At 71.6% G+C, this 23,104-nt stretch carries 23 protein-coding genes; 16 read left to right on the top strand and 7 right to left on the bottom strand.

Features of this window, described 5'->3' with window-relative positions; all coding sequences use genetic code 11:
• Positions 1–64: 64 nt before the first annotated feature.
• A complete protein-coding gene (locus AC07DI_RS21880; protein ID WP_478905722.1) occupies positions 65–1,393 on the bottom strand; it encodes a DUF2252 domain-containing protein in 1,329 nt (442 codons plus the stop codon).
• 201 nt (positions 1,394–1,594) lie between these two features.
• On the opposite strand from AC07DI_RS21880, the gene dnaE reads away from it, so the two are divergent.
• Entirely contained in the window at positions 1,595–5,137 is a 3,543-nt protein-coding gene (gene dnaE / locus AC07DI_RS21875) for a DNA polymerase III subunit alpha (protein ID WP_384255884.1), read from the top strand.
• 144 nt (positions 5,138–5,281) lie between these two features.
• Here the strand turns inward: dnaE and AC07DI_RS21870 are convergent, their stop codons facing one another.
• Positions 5,282–5,461, bottom strand: a complete 180-nt coding sequence (locus tag AC07DI_RS21870) for a hypothetical protein (protein WP_384255881.1) — start codon at positions 5,459–5,461, stop codon at positions 5,282–5,284.
• Positions 5,462–5,820: 359 nt separating this feature from the next.
• On the opposite strand from AC07DI_RS21870, the gene AC07DI_RS21865 reads away from it, so the two are divergent.
• The 4 genes from AC07DI_RS21865 (at position 5,821) to AC07DI_RS21850 (ending at position 9,830) form a co-directional block, all read left to right on the top strand.
• On the top strand, positions 5,821–7,065 hold the full coding sequence (locus tag AC07DI_RS21865) for an NYN domain-containing protein (RefSeq protein WP_478905721.1): 1,245 nt from the start codon (positions 5,821–5,823) through the stop codon (positions 7,063–7,065).
• Between the two features lie 63 nt (positions 7,066–7,128).
• On the top strand, positions 7,129–8,163 hold the full coding sequence (locus AC07DI_RS21860; protein WP_384255875.1) for an ABC transporter ATP-binding protein: 1,035 nt from the start codon (positions 7,129–7,131) through the stop codon (positions 8,161–8,163).
• Between the two features lie 85 nt (positions 8,164–8,248).
• A complete protein-coding gene (locus AC07DI_RS21855) occupies positions 8,249–9,073 on the top strand; it encodes an ABC transporter permease (RefSeq protein ID WP_478905720.1) in 825 nt (274 codons plus the stop codon).
• A 34-nt stretch (positions 9,074–9,107) separates the two neighbouring features.
• Entirely contained in the window at positions 9,108–9,830 is a 723-nt protein-coding gene (locus AC07DI_RS21850) for a DUF2567 domain-containing protein (protein WP_478905719.1), read from the top strand.
• Positions 9,831–9,987: 157 nt separating this feature from the next.
• On the opposite strand, the gene ybaK is transcribed toward AC07DI_RS21850, so the two are convergent.
• The 4 genes from ybaK to AC07DI_RS21830 all read right to left on the bottom strand — a co-directional run bounded on the left by ybaK (position 9,988) and on the right by AC07DI_RS21830 (position 14,004).
• Positions 9,988–10,488 (bottom strand): Cys-tRNA(Pro) deacylase, encoded by a 501-nt coding sequence (gene ybaK, locus AC07DI_RS21845; RefSeq protein ID WP_384255866.1) that lies wholly within the window; start codon positions 10,486–10,488, stop codon positions 9,988–9,990.
• A 54-nt stretch (positions 10,489–10,542) separates the two neighbouring features.
• Positions 10,543–11,289 carry an LON peptidase substrate-binding domain-containing protein gene (locus AC07DI_RS21840; RefSeq protein ID WP_384255863.1) on the bottom strand — a complete coding sequence of 249 codons (747 nt, stop codon included), beginning with the start codon at positions 11,287–11,289 and terminating at the stop codon, positions 10,543–10,545.
• Between the two features lie 2 nt (positions 11,290–11,291).
• Positions 11,292–12,263 (bottom strand): hypothetical protein, encoded by a 972-nt coding sequence (locus tag AC07DI_RS21835; RefSeq protein WP_384255929.1) that lies wholly within the window; start codon positions 12,261–12,263, stop codon positions 11,292–11,294.
• Between the two features lie 226 nt (positions 12,264–12,489).
• Positions 12,490–14,004, bottom strand: a complete 1,515-nt coding sequence (locus AC07DI_RS21830; RefSeq protein WP_478905778.1) for an oxidoreductase — start codon at positions 14,002–14,004, stop codon at positions 12,490–12,492.
• A 217-nt stretch (positions 14,005–14,221) separates the two neighbouring features.
• Between AC07DI_RS21830 and hisD the strand changes: the two genes are divergently transcribed.
• From hisD to AC07DI_RS21780, 10 genes are all read left to right on the top strand, one after another.
• Entirely contained in the window at positions 14,222–15,553 is a 1,332-nt protein-coding gene (hisD, locus tag AC07DI_RS21825) for a histidinol dehydrogenase (protein WP_384255860.1), read from the top strand.
• The gene (locus AC07DI_RS21820) at positions 15,550–16,671 is read left to right on the top strand and encodes a histidinol-phosphate transaminase (RefSeq protein ID WP_478905718.1); all 1,122 of its coding nucleotides are present in this window, start codon (positions 15,550–15,552) and stop codon (positions 16,669–16,671) included. Before hisD ends, AC07DI_RS21820 begins: the two co-directional genes overlap by 4 nt.
• Positions 16,668–17,261 carry an imidazoleglycerol-phosphate dehydratase HisB gene (gene hisB / locus AC07DI_RS21815; protein WP_384255855.1) on the top strand — a complete coding sequence of 198 codons (594 nt, stop codon included), beginning with the start codon at positions 16,668–16,670 and terminating at the stop codon, positions 17,259–17,261. The genes AC07DI_RS21820 and hisB overlap by 4 nt, the downstream gene beginning before the upstream one ends.
• Before the next feature lie 3 nt (positions 17,262–17,264).
• Positions 17,265–17,429 carry a hypothetical protein gene (locus tag AC07DI_RS21810; RefSeq protein ID WP_384255852.1) on the top strand — a complete coding sequence of 55 codons (165 nt, stop codon included), beginning with the start codon at positions 17,265–17,267 and terminating at the stop codon, positions 17,427–17,429.
• 17 nt (positions 17,430–17,446) lie between these two features.
• Complete coding sequence (gene hisH / locus AC07DI_RS21805) at positions 17,447–18,091, top strand: imidazole glycerol phosphate synthase subunit HisH (RefSeq protein WP_478905717.1); 645 nt, start codon at positions 17,447–17,449, stop codon at positions 18,089–18,091.
• Complete coding sequence (gene priA / locus AC07DI_RS21800) at positions 18,088–18,825, top strand: bifunctional 1-(5-phosphoribosyl)-5-((5-phosphoribosylamino)methylideneamino)imidazole-4-carboxamide isomerase/phosphoribosylanthranilate isomerase PriA (protein ID WP_478905716.1); 738 nt, start codon at positions 18,088–18,090, stop codon at positions 18,823–18,825. Before hisH ends, priA begins: the two co-directional genes overlap by 4 nt.
• A complete protein-coding gene (locus AC07DI_RS21795; protein WP_384255843.1) occupies positions 18,822–19,223 on the top strand; it encodes a RidA family protein in 402 nt (133 codons plus the stop codon). Before priA ends, AC07DI_RS21795 begins: the two co-directional genes overlap by 4 nt.
• Entirely contained in the window at positions 19,220–19,975 is a 756-nt protein-coding gene (gene hisF, locus AC07DI_RS21790) for an imidazole glycerol phosphate synthase subunit HisF (protein WP_384255841.1), read from the top strand. The genes AC07DI_RS21795 and hisF overlap by 4 nt, the downstream gene beginning before the upstream one ends.
• A 116-nt stretch (positions 19,976–20,091) precedes the next feature.
• Positions 20,092–20,673 carry an ArsR/SmtB family transcription factor gene (locus AC07DI_RS21785; RefSeq protein WP_384255838.1) on the top strand — a complete coding sequence of 194 codons (582 nt, stop codon included), beginning with the start codon at positions 20,092–20,094 and terminating at the stop codon, positions 20,671–20,673.
• Between the two features lie 11 nt (positions 20,674–20,684).
• Positions 20,685–21,956 carry an MFS transporter gene (locus AC07DI_RS21780; RefSeq protein ID WP_478905715.1) on the top strand — a complete coding sequence of 424 codons (1,272 nt, stop codon included), beginning with the start codon at positions 20,685–20,687 and terminating at the stop codon, positions 21,954–21,956.
• Positions 21,957–21,988: 32 nt separating this feature from the next.
• Here the strand turns inward: AC07DI_RS21780 and AC07DI_RS21775 are convergent, their stop codons facing one another.
• Positions 21,989–22,624: a TIGR03085 family metal-binding protein gene (locus AC07DI_RS21775; protein ID WP_478905714.1), complete on the bottom strand. Its 636-nt coding sequence runs from the start codon at positions 22,622–22,624 to the stop codon at positions 21,989–21,991.
• An 82-nt stretch (positions 22,625–22,706) separates the two neighbouring features.
• Here AC07DI_RS21775 and hisI point away from each other — a divergent pair, with 82 nt between their 5' ends.
• Positions 22,707–23,102, top strand: coding sequence for a phosphoribosyl-AMP cyclohydrolase (hisI, locus tag AC07DI_RS21770; protein ID WP_384255828.1), 396 nt, complete (start codon positions 22,707–22,709; stop codon positions 23,100–23,102).
• The last annotated feature ends 2 nt before the right edge of the window (positions 23,103–23,104 follow it).

The following is a 23,104-nucleotide window of genomic DNA, read 5'->3' as shown; positions in this document are numbered from 1 at the left end:
TGCCATGTCTTCCTGTGGGGGCTCCTTAAAGGTGCCTTTGAATCGCCCCGGGGCGGCCGGAGGGCTACAGGCCCGGAATACGGCCGTTGCGGAAGAGGTCGACGAAGATCTGGTGGTCCTCACGCGCACGCGCTCCGTAGAGGTGCGCGAAGTCCACGAGCAGCTCACCGAAACCGGCCTCGTCGGCCGCGATGGCGGCGTCGATGGCGCGCTCCGTGGAGAACGGCACCAGCTCCGAGTGGCCGCTCTCGTCGTCCGCGGCGGCGTGCATCGTGGCGGTGGCGCGGCCCAGGTCGGCGACGACCGACGCGATCTCGTCCAGGTCGTCGATGTCCGACCAGTCCAGGTCCACCGCGTACGGCGAGACCTCGGCGACCAGCTGTCCCGCGCCGTTCAGCTCGGTCCAGCCGAGCCACGGGTCGGCGTGCGCCTGCAGTGCGCGCTGCGAGATGACCGTGCGGTGGCCCTCGTGCTGGAAGTAGCCGCGGACGGCGGGGTCCGTGATGTGGCGCGAGACGGCGGGGGTCTGCGCCTGCTTGAGGTAGATCACGACGTCGTTCTCCAGGGCGTCGCTGTTGCCCTCGAGGAGGATGTTGTACGAGGGCAGGCCCGCGGAGCCGATGCCGATGCCGCGGCGGCCGACGACGTCCTTCACGCGGTAGGAGTCGGGGCGGGTGAGCGAGGACTCCGGGAGCGTCTCCAGATAGCCGTCGAAGGCGGCGAGCACCTTGTACCGCGTGGCGGCGTCGAGCTCGATGGAGCCGCCGCCCGGCGCGAAACGGCGCTCGAAGTCGCGGATCTCCGTCATCGAGTCGAGCAGGCCGAAGCGGGTCAGGGAGCGGGCGTCGCGCAGCGCGTCCAGGAGGGGGCCCTGGGCGGTGTCCAGGGTGAAGGGCGGCACCTCGTCGCTCTTGGCGCCGGTGGCCAGGTCGTGGATGCGCGCGCGGTAGGCCGCGGCGTAGACCCGCACCAGCTCGGTGATCTGCTCGTCGCTGAGCGCCTTGGAGTAGCCGATCAGGGCCACGGAGGCGGCGAAGCGCTTCAGGTCCCAGGTGAAGGGGCCGACGTACGCCTCGTCGAAGTCGTTCACGTTGAAGATCAGGCGGCCCTGGGCGTCCATGTACGTGCCGAAGTTCTCGGCGTGCAGGTCGCCGTGGATCCACACCCGGCCCGTACGGTCGTCGAGGTAGGGGCTGCCGTGCTGCTCGCGCTCCAGGTCGGCGTAGAACAGGCAGGCCGTGCCGCGGTAGAAGGCGAAGGCGGAGGAGGCCATCTTCCGGAACTTCACCCGGAACGCGGCGGGGTCCGCGGCAAGCAGCTCGCCGAACGCCGTGCCGAAGACGGCGAGGATCTCCTCGCCGCGCTGCTCAGCCGTGGGCTGCGGGACCGACATCGCTGGGTGCCTCCTGGTGCGGGGTGGTGCGTGACATGGGGGCGGACGCGCCGCCCACTGGGGACGGCTGTTCCGTCCCTTCCAACGCTCGACCGTACCCCCGAGTGCCCGTCGGCTGTCAGTGCGCGGGATTAGACTTCGGCGCTGTCCCCCCAGACTGCCCGCAGCCTGTCACCCCTCGTTCGCCGGAGGCCTTCAACCGTGACCAAGCCGCCCTTCACGCACCTGCACGTGCACACCCAGTACTCGCTGCTTGACGGTGCCGCGCGGCTCAAGGACATGTTCGCCGCGTGCAATGAGATGGGCATGACGCACATCGCGATGTCCGACCACGGCAACCTCCACGGTGCGTACGACTTCTTCCACTCGGCGCAGAAGGCGGGCGTGACGCCGATCATCGGGATCGAGGCGTACGTGGCGCCGGAGTCGCGGCGCAACAAGCGGAAGATCCAGTGGGGCCAGCCGCACCAGAAGCGCGATGACGTCTCCGGTTCGGGTGGTTACACCCACAAAACGATCTGGGCGGCGAACCAGAAGGGCCTGCACAACCTCTTCAAGCTCTCCTCGGACGCCTACGCCGAGGGCTGGCTGCAGAAGTGGCCCCGGATGGACAAGGAGACCATCTCCCAGTGGTCGGAGGGGCTGATCGCCTCCACCGGCTGCCCCTCGGGCGAGCTGCAGACGCGGCTGCGCCTCGGCCAGTTCGACGAGGCCCTGAAGTCGGCCGCCGAGTACCAGGAGATCTTCGGCAAGGACCGGTACTTCCTGGAGCTGATGGACCACGGCATCGAGATCGAGCGCCGGGTCCGTGACGGCCTCCTGGAGATCGGCAAGAAGCTGGGCATCCCGCCCCTGGTGACCAACGACTCGCACTACACGTACGCGCACGAGTCGACCGCGCACGACGCCCTGCTCTGCATCCAGACCGGCAAGAACCTCTCGGACCCCGACCGCTTCCGCTTCGACGGCACGGGGTACTACCTGAAGTCGACGGAGGAGATGTACGCCATCGACTCCTCGGACGCGTGGCAGGAGGGCTGCCGCAACACGCTCCTGGTCGCCGAGCAGATCGACACCACGGGGATGTTCGAGAAGCGCGACCTGATGCCGAAGTTCGACATCCCCGAGGGCTTCACCGAGGTCACCTGGTTCCAGGAGGAAGTCCGGCGCGGCATGGCGCGGCGCTACCCGGGCGGTGTCCCCGAAGACCGGCAGAAGCAGGCCGAGTACGAGATGGACATCATCATCCAGATGGGGTTCCCGGGGTACTTCCTTGTCGTCGCCGACTTCATCATGTGGGCCAAGAACAACGGCATCGCGGTCGGCCCCGGCCGTGGCTCCGCGGCCGGTTCGATCGTCGCGTACGCCATGGGCATCACCGACCTCGACCCGATCACGCACGGCCTGATCTTCGAGCGGTTCCTCAATCCCGAGCGCGTCTCCATGCCCGATGTCGACATCGACTTCGACGAGCGCAGGCGCGTCGAGGTGATCAGGTACGTGACCGAGAAGTACGGCGCCGACAAGGTCGCCATGATCGGCACGTACGGCAAGATCAAGGCGAAGAACGCCATCAAGGACTCCGCGCGCGTGCTCGGATATCCGTACGCGATGGGCGACCGCCTCACCAAGGCCATGCCCGCCGACGTCCTCGGCAAGGGCATCGACCTCTCCGGCATCACCGACCCCAAGCACCCGCGCTACAGCGAGGCGGGCGAGATCCGGGGGATGTACGAGAACGAACCGGACGTGAAGAAGGTCATCGACACCGCCAAGGGCGTCGAGGGCCTGGTCCGGCAGATGGGTGTGCACGCGGCCGGCGTGATCATGTCCAGCGAGCCGATCGTCGACCACGCCCCGCTCTGGACGCGGCACACCGACGGCGTGACGATCACGCAGTGGGACTACCCCCAGTGCGAGTCGCTCGGCCTGCTCAAGATGGACTTCCTGGGCCTGCGCAACCTCACCATCATGGACGACGCCGTCAAGATGGTGCGCAACGACAAGGGCATCGACCTGGAGATGCTCTCGCTCCCGCTCGACGACCCGAAGACCTTCGAACTGCTCTGCCGCGGTGAGACCCTCGGCGTCTTCCAGTTCGACGGCGGCCCGATGCGCTCGCTGCTCCGCCAGATGCAGCCCGACAACTTCGAGGACATTTCCGCCGTCTCGGCCCTGTACCGGCCGGGCCCGATGGGCATGAACTCGCACATCAACTACGCCGAGCGCAAGAACGGCCGCCAGGAGATCACGCCGATCCACCCGGAGCTCGAAGAGCCCCTGAAGGAGACGCTGGGCCTCACCTACGGCCTCATCGTGTACCAGGAGCAGGTGCAGAAGGCCGCGCAGATCATCGCGGGCTACTCACTCGGCGAAGCCGACATCCTGCGCCGCGTGATGGGCAAGAAGAAGCCCGAGGAGCTGGAGAAGAACTTCGTCCTCTTCCAGGCGGGCGCCCGGAAGAACGGCTACTCGGACGCCGCGATCCAGGCCCTGTGGGACGTCCTGGTCCCGTTCGCCGGATACGCGTTCAACAAGGCGCACTCCTCCGCGTACGGCCTCGTCACCTACTGGACCGCCTACCTGAAGGCGAACTACCCGGCCGAGTACATGGCCGCGCTGCTCACCTCGGTCAAGGACGACAAGGACAAGTCGGCCGTCTATCTGAACGAGTGCCGCCGCATGGGCATCAAGGTCCTCCCGCCGAACGTGAACGAGTCGGTGCACAACTTCGCCGCCCAGGGCGACGATGTGATCCTCTTCGGCCTGGAAGCCGTGCGCAACGTCGGCACGAACGTGGTGGACTCGATCATCCGCTCACGCAAGGCGAAGGGGAAGTTCACCTCCTTCCCCGACTACCTCGACAAGGTCGAGGCCACCGCCTGCAACAAGCGCACCACGGAATCGCTCATCAAGGCCGGCGCCTTCGACACGATGGGGCACACCCGCAAGGGCCTCACCGCGCAGTACGAGCCGATGATCGACAACGTCGTCGCGGTCAAGCGCAAGGAGGCCGAGGGGCAGTTCGACCTCTTCGGGGGGATGGGCGACGAGTCCGCCGGCGACGAGCCGGGCTTCGGGCTCGACGTGGAGTTCTCCGAGGACGAGTGGGAGAAGACGTACCTGCTCGCCCAGGAGCGGGAGATGCTCGGCCTGTACGTCTCCGACCACCCGCTGTTCGGCCTTGAGCACGTGCTCTCCGACAAGGCGGACGCGGGCATCGGGCAGCTCACCGGTGGTGACTTCTCCGACGGGTCCGTCGTCACCATCGGCGGCATCATCTCCGGCCTCCAGCGCAAGATGACCAAGCAGGGCAACGCCTGGGCGATCGCCACCGTCGAGGACCTGGCCGGCTCCATCGAGTGCATGTTCTTCCCGGCGACGTACCAGCTGGTGTCGACCCAACTGGTCGAGGACGCCGTGGTGTTCGTCAAGGGACGCCTCGACAAGCGCGAGGACGTGCCGCGCCTCGTCGCGATGGAGCTCCAGGTCCCCGACCTGTCGAACGCGGGCGCCAACGCGCCGGTGGTGATCACCATCCCGACCGTCAAGGTGAGCCCGCCGATGGTCACCCGGCTCGGCGAGGTCCTCAGCCACCACCGGGGCAACAGCGAGGTGCGGATCAAGCTCCAGGGGGCGCAGAAGACCACCGTGCTGCGGCTCGACCGGCACCGCGTGAAGCCGGACCCGGCGCTCTTCGGCGATCTCAAGGTGCTGCTCGGCCCGTCCTGCCTCACGGGGTGAGGGGCCCGCGGACCGGTCCGCACGTGCCCGGCAGGACCGCACGCGCCCGGCAGGCCAAAGACAGACTCTGAGAGCCTGTGTCATGAGGGGCGCATCCGTCACCGGGTGCGCCCCTCATGTGTGCCTCAATACGCGTCAGTTGCCTCAGTTGTGACCGAAGCGACGCTGGTGCTTACGGGCAACATCCGCCGGGCTGCCCTGGGCCTGCGACTGCAAAGGCGACTGGGCCTCCGTGGCGGTCGACTTGGCCTGCTCCTGCGCCTGCTCGGCCTGCGAGGCGCGGTCCTGCTGGCTGCCCTGTCTGCGGTTCTTGTTCTTGGCCATAGTGATCTTCCTCCTGAAGGGGATCTGGGGGCCAGGTTGCGACCAGATTCACATATGGCAACAAAGTGCGCATTTCGGGGAATTACCGTGCGTCATAAGGCCCGTCGGGGAGCGAACCGCCGATGCGCCACGCCGAAGATCGAGTTCCGGCCGTTAACCTTCGCCGGGTCGGGCAGACTCGAAGGGAACCCGACGCGGACCCGCCCCCCTGATTTGGTTGCCCTCACAGGGTGTCTTCGCGGGTCTTCGAGGGAACGTCCAGAGACCTCCGGGCACTGTTCTGGAACCACCAGGCACGTCGCACTGTTCTGGAACCTCCGGGCACGCCAGGGAACCTCCAGGGAAAGAGGGTGGACCGCGTGGATCGCTGCATCGTCCTGGTGGACGCCGGGTATCTGCTGGGTGCCGCCGCGAGCCTCCTCGCCGGCGAGCCGTCCAGGTCACGGATCACCGTCGACCACACCGCCCTCATCCAGGGCCTGCGCGAGCGCGCGGAAGCGGACACCGAGCGCCCCCTGCTGCGCATCTACTGGTTCGACGGCGCCCCCGACCGGGTGCCGCAGCCCGAGCACCGGCGGCTGCGCGTCATGCCGCGCGTGACGGTCCGGCTCGGCGCCCTGACCCGCAGCGACGGACGGTGGGCGCAGAAGGGCGTGGACGCCGCGATGCACGCGGAGCTCACCGAACTGGCCCGCAACCGCGCCTGCTCCGACGTGGTGCTCGTCACCGGCGACGGCGATCTGCTGCCCGGCATGATGGCCGCCAAGGAGCACGGCGTCGCCGTCCACCTCTGGGCCGTGCAGGCCGCCGACGGCGACTACAACCAGTCCGAGGACCTGGTCGCCGAGGCCGACGAGCGCCGCGTGCTCGACCGGGCCTGGATCACCGAGGCCGTCCGCCCCAAGGAGCTCACCGGCAGCTGCGCGCCGCCGCCCGTGCCGCGCCCCGAGATCGCCGCGATCCTCTCCGCGCCGCTGCCGGAGTCCGCGCTCGCCGCCGCCGCGCAGCACGCCGAGGCGGAAGGCCCCGAACGGCACGCCGAACCCGCCGCCAACGGGCGGCAGGACGGCGAGCACCGCATCTCCGCGGCGGCCGCCAAGGGCGTGCCCACCCCCAAGGACCTGGCCGCGCTGCGCGGCCCCGGCACCCAGGCCGCCCAGCCCCCCGCCAACGCGACGCTGCGCTGGTCCTCCGACAAGGGCTGGGTCGAGCGCCCCGGGGGCGCGGCCGAGGGCCCCGAGGCCGCCGCCCTGCCGACCCTGGCCCAGCTGACGACGGCCGAGCAGCGCTGGGCCGACCGCGAGGAGGACATCACCACCGTCGGTGGCGACCCCTTCGAGGTCGGACAGGTGTTCGCGCGGCGCTGGATGTCGCGCCTCCCCGAACAGCACAACCTGCAGAAGCTGTCGACGATGTACCCCCGCATCCCGCACCGCGTCGACGGGGAACTGCTCCGCTACGCGGCACGCTTCGGCCTCCTCGCCCACAAGGACGACCAGATCGACGAGCACGACCGTTACGCGATCAGGGCCGGTTTCTGGCGCGAGGTCGACTCGCGGACGGCCGCCGAGCACGCGCCCGCCGGGGACCGTGCCGGTGACTGACACGGGGCGTACGGGGCGCCCCGGACGTCGCGCGTGCCCGCCGACCCCGTAGGCTCGTCCTTCGTGAGTACGCGCCCCGCACCGGCAGTCCGACAGGGACTCCGTCAGGAACACGGCAACGACGCCGTCTGCGCGGTGCGCGACCTGGTGAAGACCTATCCGGCCGCCCGCGCCCGGCGCGGCAGGCCCGCGACCCCCGAGGTCCGCGCCACCGACGGCATCGGCCTGACGGTCGAACGCGGCGAGATCTTCGGCCTGCTCGGCCCCAACGGCGCCGGCAAGTCCACCCTCGTACGCCAGCTGACCGGCCTGATGCGGCCCGACAGTGGCAGCGTCGAGATCCTCGGCCACGACATCGTGCGCCACCCCGAGCGGGCCGCCCGCATCCTCGCCTACCTGGGCCAGGAGTCCACCGCCCTCGACGAGCTGACCGTGTCGCTCGCCGTCGAGACGACGGCACGGCTGCGCGGGCTCGAACTGCCGCAGGCGCGGGCCGAGCGGGACGCCGTACTTGAGGAGCTCGACCTCACGGCGCTGGCGTCGCGGCCGCTGAAGAAGCTCTCCGGCGGGCAGCGACGGCTCGCCTGCTTCGCCACCGCCCTGGTGGGGGAGCGCCCGCTGCTCGTCCTCGACGAGCCGACCACCGGCATGGACCCCGTCGCGCGGCGCGCCGTCTGGGCGGCGATCGACCGGCGCAGGGCCGAGCGCGGGACGACGGTCGTGCTGGTCACCCACAACGTCATCGAGGCCGAGACCGTCCTCGACCGGGTCGCCGTGCTCGACCGGGGCAAGGTCATCGCCTGCGACAGCCCGGCCGGGCTGAAGGAGCAGGTCGCGGACGAGGTCAGGGTGGAGCTGGTGTGGCGGGAGCGGGCGCCGCTGCACGTCCCCGAGGTGGCCGCGCTGCGCTCCCTCGCCGTCGAGTCGGGCCGGCGCTGGTCCCTGCGCCTCGCGCCCGACGCGGCGCGGGCCGCGGTGGCGGCGGTCACCGGCGGGGCCGCGTTCGCCGCGCTCGACGACTTCACGCTGGCCACGCCCAGCCTGGAGGACGTCTACCTCGCGCTGGGCGGAAGCGGGCGGGGGCTGGTGAAGGCATGACTCTACGTGCGACTTCCGTCCACCGGGCACCGAGCGGCGGGCGAACAGACAGCTGTCCGATCAGTCCGATCAGGAGGGGCATTCGGTGAGTGCGGTTCCCTTGGAGGCCGCCGTGCGGGCCGGCACCGCCCGTGCGGAGCAGGAGGCCGGCGGGCCCGCGCCCCTCGGCCCCCCGGCCCGGCTGTTCCCGGCGCTCTGTGCCGTGTACCGGGCCCAGCTGTCCCGGGCCCGGGTCGCCCGGATCCCGCTGCTGTTCGTGGCGACCTTCCAGTCCGTCGGGATCATGATCCTGATGCGCGGCGTCGTCGACGGGGGCGGTGAGGCGCGGGCCGTGGTCGCAGGATCATCCGTGCTCGTCGTCGCGTTCGTCGCGCTCAACCTGCTCGCGCAGTACTTCGGACAGCTCCGCTCCGACGGCGGCCTCGACCACTACGCCACACTGCCCGTGCCGCCCGCCGCCGTGGTCCTCGGGGCGGCGGCCGCGTACGCCTCCTTCACGGTGCCCGGCACCTTCGTCACGGCGATCGTCGGCTGCGGGCTCTTCGGCCTGCCGCTCACCCACCTGTGGGTGCTCGTCGCGGTGATCCCGCTCGCCGGCGCCGCCCTCGCGGGGCTCGGCGCGGCCCTCGGCCTGCTCGCGCCGCGGCCCGAACTGGCCACGCTCCTCGGCCAGATGGGCATGTCGGCGGCGCTGCTGCTCGGGGTGCTTCCGGCCGACCGGATGCCCGCGCCGCTGCAGTGGGCGAGGGACCTGCTGCCCTCGACGTACGGCGTGGAGGCCTTCGCCCGTACGTTCGGTCCGGATCCGGACTGGGCCGTGGTCGCTCTCGACCTGGCGGTCTGCGCGGGCGTCGGCGTGGTCTCGCTCGCCGTCGCCACCTGGGCCTTCCGCCGGGCAGCCGTCCGATGACGCGCCGCACAGGGAGTGCTGGCACGATGTGAGGGTGACCGCACCGCTGACACCCTCACAACCGCCGCACGACCACACCCCGCATGACAGGACCGCGCACGACCGGAGCCCGTACGACCCCTGGCAGGCAGCCGCGCAGCCGCCGGGAGCGACGTCCGCGCACGGTCCTCACGGATACGAGGAGGACGGTCCCGGCATGAAGAGCGAAGTGCGGCACGCCGCGGTGATCCTGGTCGTGGTGGCCGTCAGCGGCCTGCTGCTCGGGGCGCTGTGGACATGGCTGGCGCCGCGGGTGCCGCTCATCTCCGACGGCAGGGCGGTGTACCTCAGGGACACCGAGGGCGAGCAGGCGATAGGCGTGGACGGAACGTTCACACTGCTGGCGCTCGGCTTCGGCGTCGTCTGCGGCGTCGTCGTGTTCCTGCTGCGCAAGCGCGGCGGCATCCCGCTCGTCGTCGGGCTCGCGCTCGGCAGCCTGCTCGGCGCGCTGCTCGCGTGGCGGGTCGGCATCTGGCTCGGTCCCGAGACGGACGTCGTGGCGCACGCCAAGTCACTCGGCAAGGGCGTCGTCTTCGACGCGCCGCTCGAACTGAAGGCCAAGGGGACGCTCCTGGCCTGGCCGGTGGCGGCCCTTGCCGTGCACCTCGGCCTCACCGCGCTGTTCGGTCCGCGGGACCCCGAGCCGTATCCGGCGCCCTACGACGGACAGCACTACGCGGGGCCCCGCGGCGGTCACCCCGAGGGTATGAACCCCTAGCCGGTGTCCTGGGCCTAGGCGGGACGCTTCCCGTGGTTGGCCTTGCGCTTCTTCGCCCGCCACTTCCGCATGCGCGTCTTCTTCGACATGCCCTCGGTACTAGTCCCGTGCGGGGCAGGTGTCGAGGGCGCTTTCACGTCGCCGTGGGCGCCCGGCCCTACGCCCGGCCGATCGGCGCGAGTACCGCGCCGGTCAGCTCCGCCAGGTCGCCCGGCGCCAGCTCCACCTCCAGGCCGCGGCGGCCCGCCGAGACGCAGATCGTGGCGTGCGCCGACGCCGAGTCGTCCAGGACCGTGCGCAGCCGCTTGCGCTGGCCGAGCGGGGAGATGCCGCCCAGCACGTACCCCGTCGTGCGCTCGGCGGCCACCGGGTCGGCCAGCACGGCACGCTTGCCGGACACCGCGGCGGCCAGCGCCTTCAGGTCCAGGGAACCGGCCACCGGGACGACGGCCACGGTGAGCTCGCCGTCGACCTCGGCGACCAGCGTCTTGAAGACCCGGTCGGGGGAGACGCCCATGGCCTCGGCGGCCTCCTCGCCGTACGAGGGGTGGGCGGGGTCGTGCTCGTAGGCGTGGACGGTGAAGTCGGTGCCCGCGGCGGTGAGCGCCACCGTCGCCGGGGTGCCGCCGGACTGCTGCTTCTTCTGCTTCTTCGCCAAGGTGCTCGCGCCTCGTGCCTCGTGTTCGGATGCGGGCCTACGTACGTACGTGCGTCAGTTCAGGCTGGTCGTCCCGCGCGTGAGGTCCGTCGCGGGCAGCGACGGCAGGTTCCGGATGATCGCGGTCTCGGAGCGCAGCAGTCCCAGCTCGTCCCGCAGCCGAGATGCGGCGTCCGGGGCCTCGAGGAGCCGCTGCTTGGTGCCGGTGTCCAGGACGGCCGCCGCGGCGACCAGGTACGACACGACGGACGGGTCGTCGGGCAGCTCCGCGCCGGTCGACAGCGAGCGCTCCCGTGCCCCGGCCAGCCGCTTCTGGTAGGAGCGGAAGGCCCGCAGCACCCCGTCGGCCAGCGCGCCCGCGCCGTCGCCGAGCTCGTCGGGCACCTCCTCGACCTCGGCGGTGAGGAACGCGCCCGAGGCGTCGACCGAGTGGATCCGGACCCGCGTGGTGCCGGTCGCGAGGACCTCGAAGCCGCCGTCGGCGCGCTCCCTGATGGTCGCCGCGTCCGCGACGCAGCCCATGGTGTGGAAGGCCTTGAGCGGTTCTTCGCCGAAGCCCGCGGCCGGGCCGTGGTCGGGCAGCGCCGTCGGATCGGGGAGGCCGGGCGCGCTCGGCGCCACCTCCAGGCCGTCGCGGATCGCGACGACGGCGAATTGACGCTGGTCCTCCTCGGAGGTCTTGAGCAGCTCGCGCATCATGGCGCGATATCGCTCCTCGAAGACGTTCAGCGGCAGCACGAGGCCGGGAAACAGCACCGAGTTGAGCGGAAAGAGCGGAAGCCGGGTGGTCACGACCGGCAAGCCTAATGCTCGCCGGAGCGGTGCGGTCCGCGCGGAGTGCGCAGCGGCGTCATCGACGCCACTTCGATGCGTACGCCGTCGCGCAGCTCCAGGAACTGGGCGAGCGGGTCGTCGGCCATCCGGTCCCAGGGAAAGGACGTCGCGTACGGCCCGATCAGACGCAGCTGCTCCAGGGCGTCGTCCCAGCGCTCCAGGCGGACCAGGACGTACACCAGGAGGTTGCGGACCTCGGCGGGCCAGGGGTCCCCGGCCGCGTACTCCCGCGACAGGGCGATCGCGAGGTCGGCCGCCGCGTCGAGCCGCTCGCGCGGGACCTTCCCCGAAGGACTGGTGAGGTAGGCGAAGGCGGCCCGCGCGGGCAGGACCTGTATCAGCGAGCCGGGCAGCGCGTCGGCCGCGGCACGCTCGGCGAAGTCGAAGCACTCGCGGTGCGAGCCGTACCAGGCGGCCGACAGGTACTGCAGGGCGGAGGCGTGACAGCCGTAGTGGTACGAGGAGCGGCGCACCGCCTCCTCCCACAGCTGCTCGAAGACGGTGTGGGAGGCGTGGGTGCCGCGGGCGTGGTCGAGGGCGATGCGCCAGGGCACCGGGTCGCGCTGGTCGGCCTCGGCGGCGGCGTTGAGCAGCGGGCCCGCCTCGCGGAGCAGCTCGGCGCGGGCCGGTGACTCCCAGCCGCGCACGATCGCGAGCTCGGCCTTGACGAGCAGGGCGTCCGGGTCGTGCGGGCACGCGCTCAGCCAGTCGTCGAACCATTCGGGACGGGAGCGGGCGAACGCGGCCAGCCGCACGGTGTAGCGGTCGCGGTTCTCCCACTCGGCGGCCTCGCGAGTGGTGGCGAGGACCTTCGACGCGGGCCCGTAGTCGCCGCGGCCCGCGGCGACGAGCGCGGGGGCGAGCCGCTCGTCGGGCACGTCGAGGAGCACCTCGTCGTCCGGCGGCAGCCCGGTGGCAAGGCGCGGGGTGTGCCGGACCATGCGGGCGGTACGGATGAAGGCACGCAGCACCGTGCCCTCCTTTACGCCTCAACCGGCGCCGCTCGCGCGGGCTCGCCGGTCACCGTCGTGGTTGCTCGATCGTGGTCGCTGGGATGACGGTCCAGGGGCGGGGAAGGTTGCCTGCCGTCGCGTAACGGTTCGGCCGCCGGGCGCCGGATTCCGGCCGCGGGGCCCGCTCGGCGCGCCCCATCTCAGAGACAGGCTCTCAGTTGCGGCGCAGCAGCCGGGTGGCGCCCGCCGCCACCGTCGTGGCCAGGATCCAGCCGAGCAGGATCAGCACGGTCGAGAACCACTGCCAGCCGCCGTTCAGCTGCCAGGCGGTGTCCTGGCCGAGGTTGATGACGGGCAGCAGCAGGTCGAGGGAGAACAGGGCGGGGTCCCAGTTCGGGTGCTCGCCCTCGTTGATCGCCGGGTGGTCGGCGCGCGAGAACGCCACCGCGCTGACCGCCCAGAGCACGGCCATCCAGACCGCGGCCCGGCCCGGCCGGTAGCCGTAGGCCACGGTCCAGTCCTGGGCGTACCCCCAGAGCTTCGCCGCCAGCGGCAGCGTCTCGCGGCGCCGGCGCTGCTTGGCGAGGAGCACCTCGCGGGCGTCCGCGTCCTCGCCGCCGTTGCGCAGGACGGTGGCGAGCTTCTCGTACGGCTCGGGGTTGTACTCGGCCGTCGCGGCCGCCACCCAGGCCAGGCGCCGGGCGAGCGGGAAGCTGCCCTGCGGCACGAGATTCTCGTAGGTGAACCCGCCCATCTGGAGGCCGCCGGGCCCCGGCCAGCTCGCCGCCCGGTCGATGAGGTTGACGACCCTGGAGCCGGACAGCACCACCTTCCCGCACTGCGGCGCCTCGCCGAGGAAGCGCAGCTCGGGCGTCTGGACGCGGCGCAGCGAGAGCTCCTGGTCGTTGTGGAGCGTGAAGCGGGCCTGCGCGAAGTCGATGGCGTCGCCGAAGCGGCCGTCGTCCAGACGGATGCCGCCCTCGCACTCGAAGCGCTGCACGCGGGTGCCGCGGGCCGGTGTCGTGCCGCTGGTCTGCGGCGGATTGCCGACGGCCGCCGGGGTCAGGTAGAGGGTGCGCTCGACGGTCAGCTGCGGGGCGTTGAGGGCGTGCCGCCCGTACTGGTTGATGAGCTTGCTGCCGCGCAGGCTGAGCGAGACGCCGATCTTCGCGCCGCGCAGGCTCAGCTCGCCGTGCGACTCCATCATCTCGGCCTGCAGGTCCTGCCCGACGGTGAGGCCGTCGCCGGTGATGGAGCGGCTGCGCCGGTCGCGGTAGACGATGGCCTGGTTCAGGAGCAGGTCGGTGCCGATGTGGGCGTCGGTGAGGCGGATGCCGTTGTGGATCCGGCAGCGCGGCAGGTGCAGGTCGCCCTCGGTGTGCAGCCGGGCGGCCTCGACGCGGGGGATCGAGCAGTCGACGAGCCGCAGCGTGGCGAAGCGCGTCTCGGGCAGCAGCACCTCCTTCTCGAAGCGGCAGTGCTTCATCTCGGTGTACGGCACGATCGTGCCGCCCGCGAGATCGAGCACATCGGTGATCTGCACGCCCGCGAGCTTCAGCGCGGAGACCCGTCCGGCGAGCGCGGGCGGCCCGTCGAGCAGCAGCCAGCAGACGATGCGCGCCCGCACGCTGCGCTCCGGGCCCCAGGGGTGGCCGCCGTGCGGATCGTCGGCGGCGGGGTCGCCGGACCTGAGGTCGTAGACGCTGCCGTTGCGGAAGGCCTGCCACATGCCGATCTCCGCGGCGGTGAGCCCGTCCGGCGGGTCGCCGGTGGCGTCGTCGACCACTGCTTTTGTCCTCCGCTCCGAGTGCGCGTCTCTCGCACACCTGTTTCATGCCCGCTCTGTGACCGGCTGAACGCTAGTGGTGAACGCTGTCTTGCGGGGTGCATATCAGCCAGTGATACGGGCGACCGGTACGGAAAGAACGTCTGAGAGAATTGGCCATGTGATCTCTCGAATCGATCTGCGCGGCGATGCCCTCACGGAGTTTCCGTCGGGTCCCGCCCTGCGCGCCCTGCTGCCCCGTGCCGACTTCGACGTCGCGGCCGCCCTGGAGAAGGTGCGGCCCATCTGCGAGGACGTGCATCATCGTGGCGACGCGGCCCTGATCGACTACGCGGAGAAGTTCGACGGCGTCCGCCTGGACCAGGTGCGGGTGCCCGCCGCCGCCCTCACGGAGGCCCTCGACGGTCTCGACCCGGCCGTGCGCGCGGCCCTGGAGGAGTCCATCCGCCGCGCCCGCGCCGTCCACCGCGAGCAGCGCCGCGCCCCGCACACCACGCAGGTCGTGCCGGGCGGCTCGGTCACCGAGAAGTGGGTGCCCGTCGAGCGCGTCGGCCTGTACGCGCCGGGCGGCCGGTCCGTCTACCCCTCGTCCGTGATCATGAACGCGGTCCCGGCGCAGGAGGCGGGCGTCGAGTCGATGGCGCTCGCGTCCCCGCCCCAGGCCGATTTCGGCGGCCTTCCGCACCCGACGATCCTCGCCGCCTGCGCGCTCCTCGGCATCGACGAGGTGTACGCGGTCGGCGGCGCCCAGGCCGTCGCGATGTTCGCGTACGGCACCGAGTCCTGCGCCCCCGCCAACATGGTGACCGGCCCCGGCAACATCTGGGTCGCCGCCGCCAAGCGCTACTTCACCGGCCGCATCGGCATCGACACCGAGGCGGGCCCGACCGAGATCGCGGTCCTCGCCGACGACACCGCCGACCCGGCGCACGTCGCGTCCGACCTGATCAGCCAGGCCGAGCACGACCCGCTCGCGGCCGCGGTCCTCGTCACCGACTCCCTCGCGCTCGCCGACGCGGTCGAGAAGGAGCTGGCGCCGCAGGTCGCCGCCACCAAGCACGTCGAGGACCGGATCGTGCCCGCGCTGAGCGGCCGCCAGTCCGCGATCGTCCTGGTCGACGGCCTGGAGCAGGGCCTTCGGGTCGTCGACGCGTACGGCGCCGAGCACCTGGAGATCCAGACCGCGGACGCCACCGCCGTGGCGCAGCTCGTGAAGAACGCGGGCGCGATCTTCGTCGGCCCGTGGTCCCCGGTCTCCCTCGGCGACTACTGCGCGGGCTCCAACCACGTCCTGCCGACCGGTGGCTGCGCCTGCCACTCATCGGGGCTCAGCGTCCAGTCGTTCCTGCGCGGCATCCACATCGTGGACTACTCCCGCGAGGCCCTCGCCGACGTCGCCCACCACGTCGTGACGCTCGCAGAGGCGGAGGACCTGCCGGCGCACGGCGCGGCCGTGAAGGCGCGGTTCGACTGGAAGGTGCCGGGCCAGTGAGCGACGTACGCATCGACGACCTGCCGGTCCGCGACGAACTGCGCGGCAAGTCCCCCTACGGCGCGCCCCAGCTCGACGTCCCCGTGCGCCTGAACACCAACGAGAACCCCTACCCGCTCCCCGAGCCGCTCGTCGAGCGCATCGCCGAGCGGGTCCGCGAGGCCGCCCGCGACCTCAACCGCTACCCCGACCGGGACGCCGTCGAGCTGCGCACCGAGCTGGCCCGCTACCTCACCCGCACCGCGGGCCACGAGGTCACCCTCGCCAACGTCTGGGCGGCCAACGGCTCGAACGAAGTCATCCAGCAGCTCCTGCAGACCTTCGGCGGCCCGGGGCGCACGGCCATCGGTTTCGAGCCCTCGTACTCGATGCACGGCCTCATCGCCCGCGGCACCGGCACCGGCTGGCTCTCGGGCCCGCGCCACGACGACTTCTCGATCGACGAGGAGGCCGCGCGCCGGGCCATCGCCGCGCACCGGCCCGACGTCGTCTTCATCACCACGCCCAACAACCCCACGGGCAACGCCGTCCCCGCCGAGACCGTCCTCGCGCTGTACGAGGCCGCGCAGGCCGCCAAGCCGTCGATCGTGGTCGTCGACGAGGCGTACGTCGAGTTCAGCCACGGCGACTCGCTGCTCCCGCTGATCGAGGGCCGGCCGAACCTCGTCGTCTCGCGCACCATGTCGAAGGCGTTCGGCGCGGCCGGGCTGCGCCTCGGCTACCTCGCCGCCCACCCGGCGGTCGTCGACGCGGTGCAGCTGGTGCGCCTGCCGTACCACCTGTCGGCCGTCACCCAGGCCACCGCGCTGGCCGCCCTCGAACACACCGACACGCTCCTGAAGTACGTGGAGCAGCTCAAGGGCGAGCGTGACCGCCTCGTCACCGAGCTGCGCGCGCTGGGGTACGAGGTGACCGACTCCGACGCCAACTTCGTGCAGTTCGGGCGGTTCGAGGGCGAAGGGGCCTCCCACGAGGTCTGGCGGAAGATCCTCGACCGGGGCGTCCTGGTGCGGGACAACGGCGTGCCGGGATGGCTGCGCGTGTCCACCGGAACCCCCGACGAAAACGACGCGTTCCTCGATGCGGTACGCGAACTCAAAAAGGAGCGAGACGCATGAGCCGCGTAGGACGGGTCGAGCGCACCACCAAGGAGACGTCGGTCGTCGTCGAGATCGACCTCGACGGCACCGGCAAGGTCGACGTGTCGACCGGGGTCGGCTTCTACGACCACATGCTCGACCAGCTCGGCCGCCACGGCCTCTTCGACCTCACGGTCAAGACCGAGGGCGACCTGCACATCGACTCCCACCACACCATCGAGGACACCGCGCTCGCGCTCGGCGCCGCCTTCAGGCAGGCGCTCGGCGACAAGGTGGGCATCTACCGCTTCGGCAACTGCACGGTCCCGCTCGACGAGTCGCTCGCCCAGGTGACGGTCGACCTGAGCGGCCGCCCGTACCTCGTGCACACCGAGCCCGAGAAGATGGCGCCGATGATCGGCGAGTACGACACGACGATGACCCGGCACATCCTGGAGTCCTTCGTGGCGCAGGCGCAGATCGCCCTGCACGTGCACGTGCCCTATGGGCGCAACGCCCACCACATCGTGGAGTGCCAGTTCAAGGCCCTGGCCCGCGCGCTGCGTTACGCGTCCGAGCGCGACCCGCGCGCGGTCGGCATCCTCCCCTCCACGAAGGGTGCGCTGTAACCCATGACCGGTCTGAACACCATCCTGATCGTCGTCGGCCTCTTCCTGATCGGCGGCATCATCTCGTTCGTCAAGCAGGGCATGCCGAAGAGCCTCATCACGCTGCTCTCCATCGGTGCCGCGATGTGCCTGGCGGCGGGCATCATGCGGCTCGACTACTGGAACTGACGGGAGGCGTACGCGACATGAGCACTCCTCGTAAGAAAGTGGTCGTCTTCGACTACGGCTTCGGCAACGTCCGTTCCGCCGAGCGCGCCCTGGCGCGTGCGGGAGCCGACGTCGAGATCACCCGCGACTACGACACGGCCATGGGCGCCGACGGCCTGCTCGTGCCGGGCGTCGGCGCCTTCGCCGCCTGCATGAAGGGGCTCAGGGAGGCGCGCGGCGACTGGATCGTCGGCCGGCGCCTGGCCGGCGGCCGCCCCGTCATGGGCATCTGCGTGGGCATGCAGATCCTCTTCGAGCGCGGCATCGAGCACGGCGTGGAGACCGAGGGCCTGGACGAGTGGCCCGGCACGGTCGAGCCGCTGAAGGCCGAGATCGTCCCGCACATGGGCTGGAACACCGTCCAGGCCTCCGCCGGGTCCCCGCTCTTCAAGGGTCTCGACGACGACGCCCGCTTCTACTTCGTGCACTCCTACGCCGTGCACGGCTGGTCCCTCGAAGTGGCGAACCCGGCGATGCGCGCCCCGTACGTGCACTGGTCCACGCACGGCGAGCCGTTCGTGGCCGCCGTCGAGAACGGCGCGCTGAGCGCCACCCAGTTCCACCCCGAGAAGTCCGGCGACGCCGGCGCCCAGCTCCTCACCAACTGGATCGGAACCCTGTGAGCATCCTCGAACTCCTTCCCGCCGTCGACGTCCGCGACGGCCAGGCCGTACGTCTCGTCCACGGCGAGTCCGGCTCGGAGACCTCCTACGGCTCCCCGCTGGAGGCCGCCCTCGCCTGGCAGCGGGCGGGCGCCGAGTGGCTGCACCTGGTCGACCTGGACGCGGCGTTCGGGACCGGCGACAACCGGGAGCTGATCGCCGAGGTCGCCGGGAGCATCGCGGGTGACGGCGTCAAGGTCGAGCTGTCCGGCGGCATCCGCGACGACGCCTCGCTGGCCGCCGCCCTCGCCACCGGCTGCACCCGCGTCAACCTCGGCACGGCCGCCCTGGAGACCCCGGAGTGGGTCGCCAAGGTCATCGCCGAGCACGGCGACAAGATCGCGGTCGGCCTCGACGTGCGCGGCACGACGCTGCGCGGCCGCGGCTGGACCCGCGACGGCGGCGACCTCTACGAGACCCTGACGCGCCTGGACGCCGAGGGCTGCGCGCGCTACGTCGTCACCGACATCGCCAAGGACGGCACGCTCCAGGGCCCCAACCTGGAGCTCCTGCGCAACGTCTGCGCGGCCACGGACCGGCCCGTCGTGGCGTCGGGCGGTGTCTCCTCGCTGGACGACCTGCGCGCCATCGCCGAGCTCGTCCCGCTCGGCGTCGAGGGCGCGATCGTCGGCAAGGCGCTGTACGCGAAGGCGTTCACCCTCGAAGAGGCGCTCGCCGCGGTGGCGTCGTCATGAGCGACGTCGTACGCCGGGTGGGCTCGGGCGGCCCGTGGGAGGACGCCATCGGCTACTCCCGCGCCGTCGAGCTGCCCAACGGCCTCGTCCTGGTCTCCGGCTGCACCTCCGTGGTGAACGGCGTCATCGACGCGGGCACCCCGTACGAGCAGACGGTCAACGCCTTCCGGACCGCGTTCGACGCGCTGAAGAAGCTCGGCCTCGGCCGAGAGCACGTCGTCCGCACCCGGATGTACCTGACCCACGCGCGGGACGTCGAAGAGGTGGGCCGCGCCCACAAGGAGCTCTTCGACGACGTACGGCCCGCCGCGTCGATGCTGATCGTCTCCGGCTTCATCGACCCGAGCCTCGTCGTCGAGGTCGAGGTCGAGGCGTACCGGGGAGCCGAGGCGTCATGACACTCTCCGTACGCGTCATCCCCTGCCTCGACGTGGACAACGGCCGCGTCGTCAAGGGCGTCAACTTCCAGAACCTGCGCGACGCGGGCGACCCCGTCGAGATGGCCAAGGTGTACGACGCCGAGGGCGCCGACGAGCTCACCTTCCTGGACATCACCGCCTCCTCCGGCGACCGCGAGACCACGTACGACGTGGTCCGCCGCACCGCCGAGCAGGTCTTCATCCCGCTCACGGTGGGCGGCGGCGTCCGCACCGCCGAGGATGTCGACAAGCTGCTGCGCGCGGGCGCGGACAAGGTGGGCGTGAACACCGCGGCCATCGCGCGGCCCGAGCTGATCCGGGAGATCGCGGAGCGGTTCGGGCGTCAGGTGCTCGTCCTCTCGGTGGACGCCCGGCGCACCGCGTCGGGCTCCTTCGAGGTCACCACCCACGGCGGCCGCAGGTCCGCAGGGATCGACGCCGTCGAATGGGCACACCGGGCGGCCGAGCTTGGCGCGGGCGAGATCCTGCTCAACTCGATGGACGCCGACGGCACGAAGGACGGCTACGACATCGAGATGATCGAGGCGGTCCGCAAGCACGTCACCGTTCCGGTCATCGCCTCCGGCGGCGCGGGCAGGCTCGAGCACTTCCCACCCGCCATCGCGGCGGGCGCGGACGCGGTGCTCGCGGCATCGGTCTTCCACTTCGGCGATCTGCGGATCGGCGAGGTCAAGGGGACGCTGCGCGAGGCCGGGTACCCGGTCCGGTAGACGAACTCTCCGCCGCCACGGCCTTCGGGCCGTGGCGGCGTTCTCTTGCCGAGATGCGAAAGATGTGTTGCGAAAGATCTGTTGCGCAATCATTCTTTCGTACCTACGTTGGGGGCATGGAGAACCGTCGCCGGATCACGGACATCGGCACCCTCAAGGCCTTCGGCCACCCGCTGCGGCTGAAGCTGTACAGCGCCCTGCGCGTGGCAGGCCCCGCGACCGCCTCGCAACTGGCCGCACAGGCCGACGAGGTCGTCTCGCTCGTCAGCTACCACCTGCGCAAGCTCGCCGAGCACGGCCTCATCGAGGAGGCCGGGACGCAGAGCGAGGATGGGCGGGAGCGGTGGTGGCAGGCGGCACAGGACACCCTCAGCTTCCGGCACGAGGACTTCAAGGACACCCCGGAGGGGGCCGCCACGCACGCGGCCGTCGTCCGCGGCCTGCTCGCCCACCGCAGGGAGCAGTACGAGACCTACCTGGACCAGCAGGCGGCCTGGGGCGCCGAGTGGCGCACCGCGGCGGACCAGTCGGACTTCCTCGCCCGCCTCAACCCCGCCGAACTCACCCGGCTCAACGCCGAGATCCACGCGCTGGTCATGAAGTACGAGGAGCAGGGCAAGGCCGCCGAAGCGGCGGGCGACACCGAGGGGCGCGAGAACGTCGCCGTCCACCTGGCCAGCTTCCCCTTCCGGATCTGAGCGGCCGACCCGTGACCGCCGCGACACCGCTCGCCCCGGCCGAACGCCCCGCCCACCGCGACACCAACGTCCTGCGCTGGCTGAGCGCCTACACCGCCTCGATGGTCGGCGACGGCGTCTACTTCATCGCCCTCTCCTGGGCCGCGACCGCCGGCGGAAGCGCCGCGCAGGCCGGTCTGGTCCTCGCCGCCGGAGCCGTCCCCCGCGCCGCCCTCATGCTCGGCGGGGGAGTCGTCGCCGACCGCTTCGGACCGCGCCGCGTGGTCATCGCCAGCGACGCGGTGCGCTGCGCCGTGATCCTCTCCGCCGCCCTGCTGCTCCTCCTGACCACGCCCGCGATCTGGCTGCTCACCGCCCTCGCACTGGTCTTCGGCGCGGTCGACGCGCTCTTCCTGCCGAGCGTCGGCGCGCTGCCGCCGCGCATCACCCGGCGCGGACAGCTGGGCCGGGTGCAGGGCATGCGGGGACTCGCGCAGCGCATCGCCACCGTGGCCGCGGCACCCCTGGGCGGCCTCGCCGTCGCGCTCGGCGGCCCGGCGGCCGCGTTCGGCGCGGCAGGCGCGCTGTTCGCCCTCTCGCTGGCGCTCCTGACAGCCGTACGTCTGCGCCCGCTGCCCACCACCACCACCGCCGCCGCCGCCGACGACGAGGCGGCGGCGGCGGCGCGCGGCGGCCCGCCCGGACGCCAACTCGCCGACGGACTGCGGTACATCCGCGGCCACCGCGTGCTCGGCCCGCTGATCCTCGTGGCGGCGGTGATGGAGCTGGGCTTCTCCGGCCCCGCCAACATCGGCCTGGTGCTGCTCGCCGACGAGCGCGGCTGGGGCGCCGTCGGCATGGGGTGGATCGTCGCGGGCTTCGGCGCCGGAGCGGGTCTCTCCGCCCTCCTGCTCACCGTGCGCGGGCGCATACCGAGGGCCGGGGCGGTGCAGTCCTGCGGCGTCCTCGCCGGCTCGGCAGCCCTGGCCTGGATCGGCTTCGCGCCCTCGGTCGCGACGGCCACCGCGGGCGGGCTCTGCGTCGGCCTGTGCATCGGCCTCGGCGGCGCCCTGATCGGCGCGCTCACGCAGACCGTCGCGGACCCCGCCTACCTCGGCCGCGTCACCAGCGTGGCCGCCCTCTTCAGCATGGGCATGGCCCCGCTCTGCTACCCGGTCGTCGGCGCCGCGATCGGCGCGTGGGGCATCGAACCGGTCTACGCGGCCTGCGCGGCGCTGTGCGCGACAGGCGGCCTCATCGGCCTCTGCTCAACGCCCCTGCGCCGCGCCGAACTCCCGCGCTGACGCGGCTCCTCCACCGACGCCGACGCGGCCTCTCAGAGCCCCAGCCGCTTCGTCTCGTGCAGGGCGGCGATCGCGTCCTTGTCACCGTCGAGACCGACGTCCGCGACCTCCTGCCTGCCGTACGCGAACAGCAGCAGCTCCGCGGGATCACCGGTCACCGTCACCACAGGAGCTCCCCGGTGCGCCACCACCGTCTGGCCGTCGGGACGGCGCAGGACCAGGCCCACCGGCGCCTTGCGGCCCACCAGGCGGGCCGTGCGCTCCAGACGGGACCACAGGGCGTCCGAGAAGACCGGGTCGAGCACGCGCGGCGTCCAGCCGGCCCGCGCGCGGCGCACGTCCTCGGTGTGGATGTAGAACTCGACGGCGTTCGACGCCTCGTCGATCTGCTTGAGCGAGAAGGGCGAGAACCGCGGCGGACCCGTTCTGATGAGCTGGATCAGCTCGTCGTACGGCTTCGCGGAGAACTCGGCCTGCACCCGCTCCAGGCGCCCGGCCAGCTGTTTGATCAGCAGCCCGCCCGCCGCGTCCGCGCGGCGTTCGCGCACCACGATGTGGGCCGCGAGGTCACGGGTCTTCCAGCCCTCGCAGAGGGTGGGCGCCCCGGGGCCCTCCGCCTCCAACAGATCGGCGAGGAGAAGTCGTTCACGCTTCGCATGGGTCGACATGACAGCCAGCCTACGACCGCGGCACCGGTCCGCCCAGTGGACGGCCATCAGAAGCCCCGCCGACGCGCGGCACAATGGGCCCATGACCAGCGTTCCGCCGCCCAGCAGCAACCTCGCCCCGGAGATCGCCGCGCGCCTCAGGCGCAGCGCCGACGGTCTCGTCCCCGCCATCGCCCAGCAGTACGACACCGGTGAGGTGCTGATGCTCGGCTGGATGGACGACGAGGCGCTGCACCGCACCCTCACCACGGGCCGCTGCACCTACTGGTCCCGCAGCCGCCAGGAGTACTGGGTCAAGGGCGACACGTCCGGCCACTTCCAGTACGTCAAGGAAGTGGCGCTCGACTGCGACGCGGACACCGTCCTCGTCCAGGTCGACCAGGTCGGCGCCGCCTGCCACACCGGCACCCGCACCTGCTTCGACACCGACGTGCTGCCCGTCCTCCGCGTGCCCGGCGCCGACGCGCCCGGTCAGTAGGG

Source organism: Streptomyces sp. NPDC044106, assembly GCF_056433985.1.
Note: the sequence above shows the minus strand (reverse complement) of the source record. Positions and strands in the feature narration are given on the sequence as shown.

What these genes read in the sequence shown, in the direction of transcription:
- AC07DI_RS21880 (WP_478905722.1), bottom strand. Translation starts at nt 1,393, where the DNA reads ATGTCGGTCCCGCAGCCCACGGCTGAGCAGCGCGGCGAGGAGATCCTC.
- AC07DI_RS21870 (WP_384255881.1), bottom strand. Translation starts at nt 5,461, where the DNA reads ATGGCCAAGAACAAGAACCGCAGACAGGGCAGCCAGCAGGACCGCGCC.
- AC07DI_RS21835 (WP_384255929.1), bottom strand. Translation starts at nt 12,263, where the DNA reads ATGGTCCGGCACACCCCGCGCCTTGCCACCGGGCTGCCGCCGGACGAC.
- AC07DI_RS21830 (WP_478905778.1), bottom strand. Translation starts at nt 14,004, where the DNA reads ATGTGGCAGGCCTTCCGCAACGGCAGCGTCTACGACCTCAGGTCCGGC.
- hisB (WP_384255855.1), top strand. Translation starts at nt 16,668, where the DNA reads ATGAGCCGCGTAGGACGGGTCGAGCGCACCACCAAGGAGACGTCGGTC.
- AC07DI_RS21810 (WP_384255852.1), top strand. Translation starts at nt 17,265, where the DNA reads ATGACCGGTCTGAACACCATCCTGATCGTCGTCGGCCTCTTCCTGATC.
- hisH (WP_478905717.1), top strand. Translation starts at nt 17,447, where the DNA reads ATGAGCACTCCTCGTAAGAAAGTGGTCGTCTTCGACTACGGCTTCGGC.
- AC07DI_RS21795 (WP_384255843.1), top strand. Translation starts at nt 18,822, where the DNA reads ATGAGCGACGTCGTACGCCGGGTGGGCTCGGGCGGCCCGTGGGAGGAC.
- hisF (WP_384255841.1), top strand. Translation starts at nt 19,220, where the DNA reads ATGACACTCTCCGTACGCGTCATCCCCTGCCTCGACGTGGACAACGGC.
- AC07DI_RS21785 (WP_384255838.1), top strand. Translation starts at nt 20,092, where the DNA reads ATGGAGAACCGTCGCCGGATCACGGACATCGGCACCCTCAAGGCCTTC.
- AC07DI_RS21775 (WP_478905714.1), bottom strand. Translation starts at nt 22,624, where the DNA reads ATGTCGACCCATGCGAAGCGTGAACGACTTCTCCTCGCCGATCTGTTG.
- hisI (WP_384255828.1), top strand. Translation starts at nt 22,707, where the DNA reads ATGACCAGCGTTCCGCCGCCCAGCAGCAACCTCGCCCCGGAGATCGCC.